The sequence below is a fragment of the Faecalispora sporosphaeroides DSM 1294 genome, assembly GCA_000383295.1.
Lineage (GTDB): Bacteria > Bacillota > Clostridia > Oscillospirales > Acutalibacteraceae > Faecalispora > Faecalispora sporosphaeroides.
On sequence record KB911066.1, the window covers coordinates 400,607 to 413,071 of the forward strand.

The 12,465-nt window shown below is 53.5% G+C and carries 13 protein-coding genes and 1 tRNA gene; 5 read left to right on the forward strand and 9 right to left on the reverse strand.

Annotation, left to right across the window (positions count from 1 at the left end):
- The first annotated feature begins 32 nt into the window (after positions 1–32).
- Positions 33–1,055: an oxidoreductase gene (locus tag G340_RS0102100; RefSeq protein WP_020072001.1), complete on the forward strand. Its 1,023-nt coding sequence runs from the start codon at positions 33–35 to the stop codon at positions 1,053–1,055.
- A gap of 211 nt (positions 1,056–1,266) precedes the next feature.
- On the opposite strand, the gene G340_RS0102105 is transcribed toward G340_RS0102100, so the two are convergent.
- A tRNA-Ala gene (locus G340_RS0102105) sits at positions 1,267–1,342 on the reverse strand.
- Positions 1,343–1,671: 329 nt separating this feature from the next.
- Between G340_RS0102105 and G340_RS0102110 the strand changes: the two genes are divergently transcribed.
- Positions 1,672–1,953: a GlsB/YeaQ/YmgE family stress response membrane protein gene (locus G340_RS0102110; RefSeq protein ID WP_456151858.1), complete on the forward strand. Its 282-nt coding sequence runs from the start codon at positions 1,672–1,674 to the stop codon at positions 1,951–1,953.
- Positions 1,954–2,096: 143 nt separating this feature from the next.
- On the opposite strand, the gene G340_RS0102115 is transcribed toward G340_RS0102110, so the two are convergent.
- From G340_RS0102115 to G340_RS0102125, 3 genes are all read right to left on the reverse strand, one after another.
- The gene (locus tag G340_RS0102115; RefSeq protein WP_020072003.1) at positions 2,097–2,957 is read right to left on the reverse strand and encodes a carbohydrate ABC transporter permease; all 861 of its coding nucleotides are present in this window, start codon (positions 2,955–2,957) and stop codon (positions 2,097–2,099) included.
- A 10-nt stretch (positions 2,958–2,967) separates the two neighbouring features.
- Positions 2,968–3,837 (reverse strand): carbohydrate ABC transporter permease, encoded by an 870-nt coding sequence (locus G340_RS0102120; RefSeq protein ID WP_020072004.1) that lies wholly within the window; start codon positions 3,835–3,837, stop codon positions 2,968–2,970.
- A 100-nt stretch (positions 3,838–3,937) separates the two neighbouring features.
- A complete protein-coding gene (locus G340_RS0102125; protein ID WP_020072005.1) occupies positions 3,938–5,230 on the reverse strand; it encodes an ABC transporter substrate-binding protein in 1,293 nt (430 codons plus the stop codon).
- 423 nt (positions 5,231–5,653) lie between these two features.
- On the opposite strand from G340_RS0102125, the gene G340_RS0102130 reads away from it, so the two are divergent.
- Entirely contained in the window at positions 5,654–6,316 is a 663-nt protein-coding gene (locus G340_RS0102130; RefSeq protein WP_020072006.1) for a DUF4867 family protein, read from the forward strand.
- A 28-nt stretch (positions 6,317–6,344) separates the two neighbouring features.
- Positions 6,345–7,595 carry an ROK family transcriptional regulator gene (locus tag G340_RS0102135; protein ID WP_020072007.1) on the forward strand — a complete coding sequence of 417 codons (1,251 nt, stop codon included), beginning with the start codon at positions 6,345–6,347 and terminating at the stop codon, positions 7,593–7,595.
- Positions 7,596–7,712: 117 nt separating this feature from the next.
- On the opposite strand, the gene G340_RS0102140 is transcribed toward G340_RS0102135, so the two are convergent.
- The 5 genes from G340_RS0102140 to G340_RS0102160 all read right to left on the reverse strand — a co-directional run bounded on the left by G340_RS0102140 (position 7,713) and on the right by G340_RS0102160 (position 11,570).
- Positions 7,713–8,195: an RpiB/LacA/LacB family sugar-phosphate isomerase gene (locus G340_RS0102140; RefSeq protein ID WP_020072008.1), complete on the reverse strand. Its 483-nt coding sequence runs from the start codon at positions 8,193–8,195 to the stop codon at positions 7,713–7,715.
- On the reverse strand, positions 8,192–9,160 hold the full coding sequence (locus tag G340_RS0102145; protein ID WP_020072009.1) for a transketolase family protein: 969 nt from the start codon (positions 9,158–9,160) through the stop codon (positions 8,192–8,194). The genes G340_RS0102140 and G340_RS0102145 overlap by 4 nt, the downstream gene beginning before the upstream one ends.
- A 1-nt stretch (position 9,161) precedes the next feature.
- Positions 9,162–9,989 (reverse strand): transketolase, encoded by an 828-nt coding sequence (locus tag G340_RS0102150; protein WP_020072010.1) that lies wholly within the window; start codon positions 9,987–9,989, stop codon positions 9,162–9,164.
- Positions 9,990–10,008: 19 nt separating this feature from the next.
- The gene (locus tag G340_RS0102155; RefSeq protein WP_020072011.1) at positions 10,009–11,130 is read right to left on the reverse strand and encodes an iron-containing alcohol dehydrogenase family protein; all 1,122 of its coding nucleotides are present in this window, start codon (positions 11,128–11,130) and stop codon (positions 10,009–10,011) included.
- A gap of 125 nt (positions 11,131–11,255) precedes the next feature.
- Positions 11,256–11,570: a hypothetical protein gene (locus tag G340_RS0102160; RefSeq protein WP_020072012.1), complete on the reverse strand. Its 315-nt coding sequence runs from the start codon at positions 11,568–11,570 to the stop codon at positions 11,256–11,258.
- Between the two features lie 117 nt (positions 11,571–11,687).
- Between G340_RS0102160 and G340_RS0102165 the strand changes: the two genes are divergently transcribed.
- Complete coding sequence (locus tag G340_RS0102165) at positions 11,688–12,455, forward strand: sulfite exporter TauE/SafE family protein (protein ID WP_020072013.1); 768 nt, start codon at positions 11,688–11,690, stop codon at positions 12,453–12,455.
- The last annotated feature ends 10 nt before the right edge of the window (positions 12,456–12,465 follow it).

The following is a 12,465-nucleotide window of genomic DNA, read 5'->3' on the forward strand; positions in this document are numbered from 1 at the left end:
ATTTGCCATGAACCGAAAGGAATGTAAATGGTATGTTCGATATATTTAGTCCGATTCAAGTAAAAAACGTCTATTTCACAAACAGGATTGTTATGGCCCCCATGGTACGCTTCGGCTTGCCGAGCGAAAACGGCGTCATGGGGGAAAAATTGCTGCAGGATTATCTGGTGCGGGCGGATAAAGGGATCGGCCTGATGATCAGCCAGACGCTTGGTGTTTCAACCGAACGGGAGACAGCGGGCGGGGCCGGCGCTTATTCTGATCAGCACATCGGCTACCTGAGCAAAATAGCGAAAGCCTGCCACACAAACGGCACCCGCTTTTTTGCGCAGCTTGGCTTGCCCGGATTCGGCTTTTATGACGACCGTTCGGACGATGTCAACAAGCTGACAAAACAAGACTTGATCAAAATCAGAGATTGGTTTATTCGCGGCGCCGAGATCTGCCTGAAGGCTGGCCTTGATGGGATTGAACTGCATGGTGCGCATACCTTTTTTCTGAATATGATGGCTTCGTCCTATTCCAACAAACGAGAGGATGCTTACGGCGGCGACTTGACCGGAAGATTGACTCTGGCAAGGGAAATTACGGAAGCGATCAAAAGCTTCAGCGGAGATGACTTTATTTTGTCGTACCGAATGGGTTGGGGAGGCGACCTGGATATAGATGTTCAGACTGCGCAAGCTCTGGAGCATATGGGAATTGATATGCTGCATGTGTCTACCGGCATACCGAAGGATAGAAAACTGCAGCTGCCTGCGGGTTTTGAGTATAATGACGTAGTTTACACCGGATGCCATGTCAATAAGCATGTGAGCATCCCCGTCATCGCGGTAAACGGTATTCAGACATTGAGCAGAGGAAATGAGTTGATTGAAAATGGCGGCTGTGATTTTGTCGCATATGGAAAGCCCTTTTTCGCCGATTCGGATTTTATAAAACATTCCGCGAAAAACAGCGATTACAAGCCCTGTTTTGAATGCCGCGAATGCAAATGGTTTACAGACGGTGAAAAATGCCCGGCACAAATAATCGCTAAGGCTCATGCCAATTAACCGCGCAAGGCGACGATAGAGGAACGTATTTTTATTAGCTTTATAAAAAACCGCTGTTCGGCCGGTATGTTCCGCAGCAAAATGCTGGAGCGAGAAACAGAGCGTTTTCATTTTGAAAGCGTGCCGGCCCGCATCGGCAGATGAAGCGTTCAAAGAACTGCATTGAAGCAAAAAAAAGCCTGCAACCATTAAGTTACAGGCTTCTCTTATTTGGTGGAGATAAGCGGGATCGAACCGCTGACCTCTTGAATGCCATTCAAGCGCTCTCCCAGCTGAGCTATACCCCCACAAAACAATTCCGTGGAAAATTCGTCGTTTTTCGCTGAACTGCCTGACTATAATATCATGATGTGTCCAAAAAAGCAAGGCTTTTTTTTAAAAAAATAGCTTTTTAGGAATTTGCCCAATCATACAGTTAAATCTTATGAAATCATGATAAAAAACACCCCGATTCCGTGCGGCGGAGCAGGTCTTTTTTCAGCCCGTGCGGATGATACAGATCCGCTTGATATCTCGTTCTGATGTATACTGAGTTTTCTTTTCCGCCGCGCGGATGACAAATTTGCTGCAGTTTGCTATAATGAATAATCGGCTGATTATTGGGGCAAAACTTCATATGAATCAGTGGAAGAAGGAGGTTTTATCTATGGGTATATTCGCTTGGGTCGTTATTGGCGCACTGGCCGGGTGGATTGCAAGCAAATTTATGAATACCGATGCCTCTATGGGCGCGTTTGCAAACATCGTAGTTGGCATCGTCGGCGCATTAATCGGCGGTTTTTTAATGAACGTGCTCGGCGGTGTGGGAATCACCGGATTCAACCTGTGGAGCCTGTTGGTTGCTGTGATTGGCTCTATGATTCTCCTGTGGGTCCTGAGGCTGTTTAAAAATCGTTGAGGAAGGCGGTACCCGCCCCGCTTTTCTGCAGCCAGGAGCGTCGGGCCAATGGCCCGACGCTCCTGGCTGTTATGCAAAACTGTATGGCGTAAACTCTGAGAAATGGTTTTTGCAGCGGGCACTGTCGCCGCTCCGCGCGGCGGTCAGCCCTTCACCGCACCGCTGGTCATGCCGGAAATAATCTGCTTCTGGAAGAACGCATACCCCAGAACGCTGGGCACAATCGCTATGATAATCGCCGCATACATCGATACATAATCCGTTGTAAACTGGTTGGTAAAATAACGGATCCCGATCTGGATCGTTTTATTCTGCGGCGATGAGGTCAGCAGATTGGCGTAAACAAATTCATTCCAACAGGTGATGAACTGAAACGTGGCCGCCGTAATCAGCCCCGTTTTGGAAAGCGGCAGAATGATCTGAAAAAAGCGCCCGAAAAATCCGCAGCCGTCGATGTACGCCGCCTCCTCGATTTCGCGCGGCAGAGAATCCATAAATCCGCGGATAATGATGACCGCAATGGGCAGACCGATCGCCGTGTACAAAATCCGCAGCGCGTTCATGGAATCGAGCAGGCCGATCCTGCTGAAAATCGTAAAATACGGAACCATCAAGGCATTGAGCGGAACCATCACGCCGGCGGAAAAAATGGCGAAGAAGATTTCTTTTCCTTTAAAGTCAAAGCGGGAGATCGCATACGAGGCCATAGCGGCCACAAACACATTCGCCGCGGTGGCAATCACCGCAACCGTTACGGAATTCCAGATCATCTGCCCCAAATTTGCCTGAGAAAACGCGTTGATATAATTCTGAAACTGCGGAACGGCCGGGAAAGAAAACGGATTATTGAAATACTCGGCGTTGGTTTTCAGCGATGTAATCAACAGCCACAGCAGCGGGAACAGCGTGTACACCGCAAACAGAAGGATGATAACCCATTTGAGAATCAGACACAACACGCCACTGGCGCTGTTACCGGCTTTTCCTTTTACAATTCCTTCCATAACGCTCCCCCTATCTTCTCTTTTCCGCAAACAGCCTGCGCACCACAATAATCACCAGCGTGCCGGTCAGAATCAGCATCATGCTCGAAGCATTGGCGCCGCCGTAATTGTTATTGCGCATCTGATTGTACAGGTACAGCACCAAGACCGAGGTACGGTTGGCCGGGCCGCCGTTCGTGAGCAGATACAGCTGCTCGAAGGTGCGCAGCGCGTACACGGCTGCCAGCGTTACGCAGGTCATGATGGAGTACCGAATGAGGGGAATCGTTATATGCCATTCCATCTGCAGGCGGCTCGCGCCGTCGATGGTGGCTGCTTCGTAATAGCTTTCGTCAATATCGCTGATCCCGGCCATCAGGATGACCATAAAATACCCGATGTAGAATAGGCCGTACACCAGCACACAGGGAAATGCCGTTTTGGGGTCTCCCAGCCAATTGCGGGTCGAATCCCCCAGGCCCACCAGCTTGAGCAGGCCGTTCAACAGACCGAATTCACTGTTGTATACCGCCGACCACAGCATGGCAATGGCAATGCCGGAGATCACCTGCGGCAAAAAATAAACGGTCCGAAAGATTTTCCATCCGCGGGGCTTTGTAGAAAGCACCATCGCCATGATCAGTGCCAAGGGAACCTGCACCAGGCAGGCACCTGCTACCCAGATTAAATTATTTCTGGCGCTGCGCCAAAAAACCTTATCTGAAAAAATCTTGGCATAGTTCTGCCATCCGCTGAATTCCGGCGCAGTGATCCCATTCCATTTAAAAAAGCTGGTGACGCCAACGGAAAGGATTGGGACGATAAAAAATACCAGAATCAACAAAAGCGCCGGTGCAAGAAAAAGAACGATGCCGATCCTGTCCTGCTTTGTGATCTTCATAGTAAACTCCCCTGTTTCCTTTTCAAAGAAAGGCCGCGGGCAGCACAAGAAACACGATCCCGCCCGCGGCATAACCGATGTCGCCCGAAAACCGGATTTGTCAGCTGTTGCTGTCCTTTACTTCCTTCAAATGCTGCACAAATTCAGCAGGGGTAATGTCGCCGATCACAAGGGATTCCAGCGCCGCAGGGAACTCATTTGCCACAGCCGTGGGAACAGAGCCCTGAAAATGGCCGATCATGAAAGACGCCGCGGCGCTCTGCTTTACGATCTCGGCCTGCAGCGGGTCTGCGATTTTTGAGGCATCCATTTTAATGGCGAACAAAGCGCCGGAGGAGTTTGCAAGCTCTACCACACGTTCGGGATCGCTGACATAGCGCAGGAACGCTTTGGCCGCCTCGGCCTTCTGCGGATCATCCTGCTTGCCCGCCACCAGATACGCCTGAATGGTGCTGATATACGCGCCGCCGTTTTTGCCGCCGTAGCTCAGGCCGGGTGCAAGCACCAGATTGTCGTACAGGCCCTGCACGCCCTCTTTCTTAATGCGGCCCAAAATCCAGGAGCCGTTGGTGTAAATGGCGGCACGCTCATTGAAGAAGTGGCCGTTTACCACAGTGGCGTCCGCACCGACCGCGTCGGACGAGGTGTTCTGGAACAGTTTCACCATGATCTCCGCCGCTTTTTCAAACGCGGGGTCATCAAAGCCGTTTTTATAAACGTCCGCGCCGCCGCAGGCCGCCAGAGCATAAGAATACCAAAGCATGGAGGTCCACGCGTTGGCGCTCGTCATCTGCGTTGTCGGGAAAATGTTCTTCGCCTTGAGCTTGGCGCAGGCGTCCCAGAATTCATCATATGTAGTGGGAATGGACGTTACGCCGGCTTCTTCCAGCAGCTTTTGATTGTACATGATCGGAACAACCGCGCTCTCATAGGGCATCGCATAGTTTGCGCCGTCGATCTGCGCTCTCTCGACGATCCCGTCTTCAAAACGGGAAGCCATGTCGGATTCCGCCAGTAAATCGGTCAGGTTCATCAGCTTGCCCGATGAGGCGTACAGCTCCAGATCCGGAAAATCCTGCACGGTAAACAGATCCGGTGCAGCCCCGGTGGAAATCAGGGTGCGGATCTTATCGCGGTAGGCGTCGTAGTCCGTCTGCTCCTCCAGTTTAATCTGATACTTCCCGGCATATTCGGTGTTAAAGCCTGCGACCATTTCACCGAACACCTTTGCCTTGCTGTCGGAGCCGACCCAAATACAGGGGAACGTCAGAGTGACCTCCTGCCCCGCCTGACTGCTGCCGGCGCCGGATGCCGTTCCCGTCTGGCCGCTGCAGCCCGTAAAGGAAAGCACTCCAATCGCTGCCGCCAAACTGAAAGCGATCCACTTTTTCATTACACTACCTCCTAATACATTAAAATACGCTCAGATTTCTCGATCGAAACAAATCTGGCCCCGCCGTTGCAGCAAGTTATTTAAGTGCCTAAACTTAATCCTGTTTTTCCTATTCTATTCTGCTTTGGCGGGTGCCTCCCCGATTCAAATTATATCTTAGAATTTGTGTAATGTAAACAATTTTTATTGAAATACTCCAAATTTGTTTACTCTACTATTTTTAAATATCACAATTTGTGCTATATTATTAAATCTTTTAATTAAATTGATTTTTGATTGCTTTTCCCTTTCAAATTATGCTAAGATCAAACCAAAAGAATAATCTGCCCTGTTTCAAATCACGCAGTCTTACGTTCGGCGGACATTTTTTTGCAATTCACTTAACGATTTGAAAATTTAAAATGCAATGAGGGAGGTTGGAATGTGTATACTGATCTGGTAAAGAAAAATCCGGCGCTGTCTCTGCTCCCCGTTACCGACGACTCCTTCCGGCAGTATGGCCGGATTGTAGAGGAATACGATTTTACCCCGTGGCTCAAAACAATGGAGCAAATCGCGGTTCCTGAATCGGGTAACGTTTATGTAGCCGACGACCCCAGGCTTACCGACACAGAGCTGGCCGCCGCCGTAAAAGAAAAGCTGAACGGCTCCATGCCGATCGAGGTCGGCTACTGCATCGGCAACGGCAGCCGCCTGAACGCGTTGGAATACCACAAGATGCCGGAGCTGGATCTGGCCGTGACCGATCTGGTGCTCTTGCTTGCCGACGCCCGCGATATCCGCGACAACACGCTCGACACCTCTTTGGTAAAGGGCTATTATGTTCCCGCCGGAACCGCGTGCGAGCTTTACGGAACCACGCTTCATTTTGCCCCCTGCAGGGTAAGCGACGAAGGATTCAAATGCGTTGTCGTTCTGCCGCAGGGCACAAATTTGCCCTTGGAGCGCCTGCCTGAAAACGCCCGAGGGGAGGAGCGCCTGCTCTGGATGCAGGGAAAATGGCTGATCGCACACCCGGAAAGCGCCCCCGCCAAAAATGGCGCTTACGCCGGGCTCACGGGAGAGAACATTCCGGTTCTCTATTAATTTAAAGCACAGGAAGGAGGGCGTACCGATGCCCAATGCGCGCGAAAACGGAGTCAATATGCTGGCAGTAAAAAAGCAGAACCGCGGCTCCATTCTGCAGCTGATTCACCTGAGCGGCAGCATCTCCAGAAAAGAAATTGCCTTGCGGCTTGGCCTGACGCCCGCCGCCATCACGATGATCACCGGCGAGCTGCTCGACGAGGGCCTGCTCTGCCAGGTGGAAGCGGAACGGGAAAAAAGCACCAACCGAAAAGGGCGGCGCGAGGTGCTGCTTCAGATCAACGGTGCCCATTACGCCGCGCTGGGAGTGTATATTACCCGGCACAAATTCCGGGTACTGTGCACCGACCTGAACAACACCATCCTGTTTGAGGATTTGATCTATACCGGCGACTGCCGCCGCAAGGCCCCGGCCATTCTGGAAAAGCTGACGCATACGATTCAGGCGAAGCTTGCGGAATACAATGTGCTTTCCACCAGAACGATGGTGGGGCTCGGCGTGAGCATCAACGGCATTGTGGACAGCGTGAGCGGGATCAGCGTCAATCCGTTTCAGGTATGGGAGGAGCGCAATATCCCGGTCGCTTCCATTTTATCGGAAAAGCTCCGAATGCCCGTGCTGCTGACCAATAACATCTGCGCACTGGCGCATGGGGAAAGCGTGCTTTCGAGCCACCGCCGGATTCACCCGATGCTGTTCATCAAATACGGCCCGGGCCTTGGCGCGGCCTACACGCTGGGGGACGGACAGTCCAGCGTATTCAACTACCGGGCGATTCAGCTCGGCCACATGATCGCCGACCCGAACGGCGCGCCCTGCGTATGCGGCAATCAGGGCTGCCTTGAGACAATCATCCATTACGATTCGATCGAAAACACGATGAAAAGCATGCTCAGCGAGCAGCGCACGCCGGCGCTGTGGGATCTGACCGGCGGCGACGCTGCGAAGGTGACAATTCAGGAGGTCATCCGCGCCTACAATGCCAAAGACCCCGTCGTGGAGCAAACGCTCGACCGGGTGATTTTCTACCTTTGCCTCGTGATCAAAAATATGCTGACGCTGTTTGACCCCGAAAGCGTGGTGCTGTACGGGGAGCTGTTTGAAAACGAGCGCTTCCGGCAGTCTTTGCAGCAGCAATTGACCCGCTATGCCAATACTGAACGGGTCAGCTTCAGCCATTACAACATGGGGCTGGAAACGCTCGGTCCCGCCGCCACAGTGGAAAGCCTGTTCTTTGAAAACGGCGGCCTGTTGAGCAGCGAAGAAAAGGAGCTCTGACTTTGTTTCCCATTCAAAAATCCCGCGAGCCGAAGTTCGGCTCGCGGGATTTTTGAATGGGAAAACAGGCGCAGACATGGTAACGGGAGTTGCCAAAAGCGATCCGCTTGCAGGGAATCATTGACCCACATGGTAAACAGATTCTTCAATTGCGCTCACCCTCTGTTTTGCGCCTTTCAAAAACGCCTGCCGCCATTCCTCCAGATTCTCGGTAAACCCGGTGGTGAGGAAGGTTTCTGCCATTTCACAGCCCAGAATCCCGGCGATGATCCAGCCGCCCATGGTGAGGATATTCGCGTCGTTGATGGCGCGGCATTTTTCGGCCGCATAGGTGCTTTCGCAGCAGGCTGCGTAAACGCCCTCGAACTTATTGGCGACGATCGCCATGCCCATGCCGGTGCCGCAGATCAAAATGGCGCGCTCGAACTCGCCGTTCTGAATTTTCTGCGCCGCGATCGGCGCCACCTCAAAAAAAGGCTTCGGCTGCTCCGGATCAAGCGTGCCGCAGTCGGTCATTTCGTAGCCTTTGCCGGTGAGATACGCTTTGACCTCTTCTTTCAGGACAAACCCGGATTTATCCGATCCAATCAATACCTTCATCTCAAATTCTTCCTTTCTGTCACTTCATGCGCCGCACGGACGATCTCCTTTGCCGTGAGGCCGAATTTTTCTTTCAGGTAGTCGGTCAGGCCCACCTCGCCAAAGCAGTCGCGCACCCCGACCCGCCGCAGGGGAACCGGGCAGTTCTCCCCAAGGCATTCCGCGGCGGCGCTGCCGAGCCCGCCGATGACGGAAGCGTTTTCCGCCGTAACCACCGCTCCTGTTTTCATCGCGCTGCGAAGAACCGCTTCTTCGTCAAACGGTTTGACGGTATGTACATTCAGCACCTCGGCGCTGATCCCCTCACCGGCCAGCTCCTCAGCCGCCAGAAGCGCCTCGGCCACCATGATTCCCGTCGCAAGGATCGTGACGTCCCCGCCCTCGCGCAGAAGAAACGCCTTGCCGAGCGTGAGCTTATCGTCCTTAGAATAAATCCGTACCGCGGGCCGGCGCAGCAGGCGGATATACACGGGGCCGTCGTGCGCCAGAATCTGCGGGAACGCCGCGCGCAGCTGGGCGCTGTCCACCGGCTCGTAAACCGTCATTCCGGGAATGTTCCGCATGATGGACACATCCTCCAAGCTCATGTGGGTGCCGCCGTTCAGCTCCGCCGTGATTCCCGGGTCGCTGCCGACCATCTTGACGTTCAGTCCCGCGTAGGCGACCGAAAGCGTCACCTGGTCGCACACGCGGCGGCTTGCGAACGCGGTAAAGGAATGCGTGAACGGTATTTTCCCCATGGCGGCGAGTCCCGCCGCAACGCCGATCATATTCGCCTCGGCTACGCCCACATCGATGGCCCGGCCCGGCATCTGCCGGGAGAAGCGTTTCACACTCGAGGCCGCCATTAAATCCGCGTCCAGCGCGACGATCCTGTCATCCTTCCGGGCGTATTCCAGCAGCAGATCCACATAGGTATCCCGCAGCCAATGCTCCTCCAGCTTCCCCTCAAACGGCTGATTCATTTTACGCTCCCTCCTTTTCCAGCTCGGCGACCGCCGCTTTCCACATTTCTTCGGTCAGCTTCATATTGTGGGAGGAGAGTTTTCCCTCTGAAAAAGAAGCCCCCTTGCCCTTGATCGTGTGCAGCAGGATCATGGAGGGTTTCCCCTGCGCGCGCTTGGCCTGCTCCACCGCGCCCACAATCTCATCGGTGTTGTGGCCGTCGATCGACTGCACATGCCAGCCGAAGGCACGCCATTTGTCCTCCAGCGGCTCGAGCGGATTGATCTCCTGCGTATAGCCGTCGATTTGCATTTTATTGTAATCGGTAAAGGCGACGAGAGAATCGAGGCCCCTTCCGCCCGCAAACATGGCGGCCTCCCAAATTTGGCCCTCGTCACTTTCGCCGTCGCCGATGATGGTATAAATCGTATTCGGCAAATGGTCCATCTGAACCGCGAGCGCCATTCCGACCGCGGCGGAAAAGCCCTGCCCCAGCGAACCGGTGGTCATATCGATGCCGACGGTGCGCCGCATATCGCAGTGGCTGGGGAGCATGGTGCCGGGGCGGTTCAGGGTATCGAGAAGCTCTACGGGGAAATAGCCCTTCAGCGCCAGCGCGGCATACAGGGCCGGGCCGCCGTGCCCTTTCGAGAGCACCAGCCGGTCGCGCTCCGGCCAGCCGGGATTTTGCGGATCGATCTTCATCAGCCGAAAATACAGCGCCGCGAGAACCTCGCAAATGGAAAGACTGCCGCCGACATGCCCGACACCGAGCTTCCCAATTTCCTCCAGCGTCAGCCTGCGGATGACATTGGCCTGGTGCTGCAAATCGATTTGTTGTTCGCTCATCTTTCTCCTCCTATTGGAATCACAGTATGGAACGAAGCAGCGCCGTCACCGTCCGCTCGTTCATCTCCGCCGGGGTCAGCCGGATGATCGCCGCCTCCAGCCCGACCCGCGCGATCTGTTCGATATCTTCCTCCCGCACCCCGACCTCGTGCAGTCGTGTGCGCATGCTCATGCTGCGCATCAAATCTTCCACCGCCTGCGCCAGCGCCGGAACGTCGGCAAACCCAAGCCAGCCGCACAGCTCACGCATTTTCTTCTGCTTCTTTTCTTCGCTGACGCGGATAAAAGCAGGCAGCGTGATGGAGCACGCTTCGCCGTGACTCAGCCCGAATTCCACCGTCAGCGGGAAGCTGACCGCGTGAATCCCGGTGGTGCGGGTCTGGCTGAACGCGACGCCCGCGAGCGTACTGGCCAAGCTCATGTTTCGCCGGGCCTGCGCATCCTGCGGGTGATCGTACGCCGTTTTGATATTGTCCAGAATCAGCTTCATTGCGCGCATGGCAAGCATGTCGCACATCGGCTGTGATTCCCGGTTCCAGTACGCTTCAATCGCGTGGCAGAACGCATCCATCCCGGTGGAGGCCGTGACCGCCGCAGGCAGCGTGTGGGTCAGGGTGCTGTCGACCAGAGCGATATCCGGCCAGAAAAGCGGACTGAGCATAGGAACCTTCTTCCCGGTTTTACGGTTGGTGAACACACCGACATTTGTTACCTCGCTGCCGGTGCCCGCCGTGGTGGGAATGCAGATCAGCTGCGCTTTGCGGTGTTCCAGCTGTTTGGTTCCGCCGCCGTAATAGTCGTAAATGCTGCCCGGATTGCTCACAAGACAGGCAACCACCTTTGCTACATCCAGCGAGCTGCCGCCGCCGAGGCCGATCACGCACAGAGCGCCCGTTCCCCGCGCGGCCTGCGCCGCCGCATCCACACTCTCGCAGGAGGGGTTCGGCTCAATTTCACTAAAATACGCCACTTGCCTGCCGCCAAGACCTTCGCCGATTTTTCGGGCAACTCCGCTTTGATATAAAAATGGATCTGAAATCACCAGTACGCTTTCCCCCTTGACCTGATCTCCCGCGTGAAAAGCTGCGCCGTCTTCAAAAATGATTTTGGTCGGCATCGTAAACTGAAAAACCGTATCCATGCTTTCTCCCCTCACATTCAGATAACGCTTTTAACTGAATCGCGTGTTTTGCCGCAATCCCGTCGTTCTACTTTTGATTTTAGATGCCGCCAAAAGAAAAGTCAATTATTTTTTAATTGTTTTAATTAAATAATTTCACCCGCTTTTTGTGCTTTTTTACCTTCTGATTTTTTTGACAGCGATTTGGCCAGACCCTGATGCGGCTTATTTATTGAAACCGTTCCAAAGCACTTCACGCTCCTGAATTCCCGATTCGTTTTCTGATCATCCTTAAAAACCGGCAGTACAGCTGTGCTTTCTTTGGAAAATGAACTTTTGTGGGCCCCTGCGTTCCACCCAGTTCCCACAGGACTGCCGGCAGAAAATTCGTGTTGCCGGAAATGAGACTTCTTCTCATCCAAAAATTTCAGCTTTGATTTAGTCGTTTTATAGATTGACATTGATCCCCGCCTATATTACTATTTAATTAAACTTGTTAAAAATAGTTTCAATCCACGCGGCAAGGTAAAGCGACCGGCGTTTTGCAGTTCGCTTAATTAACATTTGGGAGGCCGTTTATGAGCATGGAAGAACTGCTGTTCGGGCTGCTTTCTTTTGTCACGCATGTCGTCGAATCGATTACGGGGTTTGGCTCCACCGTGCTGGCACTCCCGTTTGGAATTGCTATTGCGGGCGTGTCGGTCGCGGTGCCGGTGCTCTGCCTGCACGCGTGGCTGCTTTCCGCCTATGTTGTCGCGACGGATTTTCAAAAAATCCAATGGAAGCAGTACGGCATTGTGATGCTGTTCGTGCTTCTCGGCCTGCCGATCGGCATGTGGGCGTTCTCCGCACTGCCTGAAATGGTGCTCAAATCCCTGCTGGCGGTTTTCATGATCCTCGTCGCCGCAAACGGAATCCGTCAGGGGATAAACAAAACAAAATCCGCCGACACCATACCGCAGGGCTTTCGCAAATACATACTTTACTTTCTGCTGTTCCTTGGGGGTGTTGTTCACGGTGCTTTTAGCTCGGGCGGCCCGCTGCTGATCATCTATATCACGCGTACCATTCATGAAAAAAGCAGGTTTCGTGCCACCATGTGCTCGTTTTGGTTCAGCCTGAATTTGATTTTGCTGATCCGCTATATTGCAACCGGCGTTTTCACTGGAACAGTTCTGCGCATGAGCCTGATCACTCTGCCGTTTTTGGCGGCCGGTATTCTGCTCGGCACCTGGATTCATCAAAAAATTCCGAACCGGCACTTTCTGCTTATGGTATATATCATACTGCTTTTGTCGGGCTGTTTTATGGCCTACTCCTCTCTGCCGGCACTGATCGCCGGGTGAACAAAGAAAG

What these genes read in the sequence shown, in the direction of transcription:
- G340_RS0102160 (WP_020072012.1), bottom strand. Translation starts at nt 11,570, where the DNA reads ATGTCAATCTATAAAACGACTAAATCAAAGCTGAAATTTTTGGATGAG.
- G340_RS0102165 (WP_020072013.1), top strand. Translation starts at nt 11,688, where the DNA reads ATGAGCATGGAAGAACTGCTGTTCGGGCTGCTTTCTTTTGTCACGCAT.
- G340_RS0102145 (WP_020072009.1), bottom strand. Translation starts at nt 9,160, where the DNA reads ATGAATCAGCCGTTTGAGGGGAAGCTGGAGGAGCATTGGCTGCGGGAT.
- G340_RS0102100 (WP_020072001.1), top strand. Translation starts at nt 33, where the DNA reads ATGTTCGATATATTTAGTCCGATTCAAGTAAAAAACGTCTATTTCACA.
- G340_RS0102110 (WP_456151858.1), top strand. Translation starts at nt 1,672, where the DNA reads ATGAATCAGTGGAAGAAGGAGGTTTTATCTATGGGTATATTCGCTTGG.
- G340_RS0102155 (WP_020072011.1), bottom strand. Translation starts at nt 11,130, where the DNA reads ATGGATACGGTTTTTCAGTTTACGATGCCGACCAAAATCATTTTTGAA.
- G340_RS0102140 (WP_020072008.1), bottom strand. Translation starts at nt 8,195, where the DNA reads ATGAAGGTATTGATTGGATCGGATAAATCCGGGTTTGTCCTGAAAGAA.
- G340_RS0102150 (WP_020072010.1), bottom strand. Translation starts at nt 9,989, where the DNA reads ATGAGCGAACAACAAATCGATTTGCAGCACCAGGCCAATGTCATCCGC.
- G340_RS0102135 (WP_020072007.1), top strand. Translation starts at nt 6,345, where the DNA reads ATGCCCAATGCGCGCGAAAACGGAGTCAATATGCTGGCAGTAAAAAAG.
- G340_RS0102120 (WP_020072004.1), bottom strand. Translation starts at nt 3,837, where the DNA reads ATGAAGATCACAAAGCAGGACAGGATCGGCATCGTTCTTTTTCTTGCA.
- G340_RS0102115 (WP_020072003.1), bottom strand. Translation starts at nt 2,957, where the DNA reads ATGGAAGGAATTGTAAAAGGAAAAGCCGGTAACAGCGCCAGTGGCGTG.
- G340_RS0102125 (WP_020072005.1), bottom strand. Translation starts at nt 5,230, where the DNA reads ATGAAAAAGTGGATCGCTTTCAGTTTGGCGGCAGCGATTGGAGTGCTT.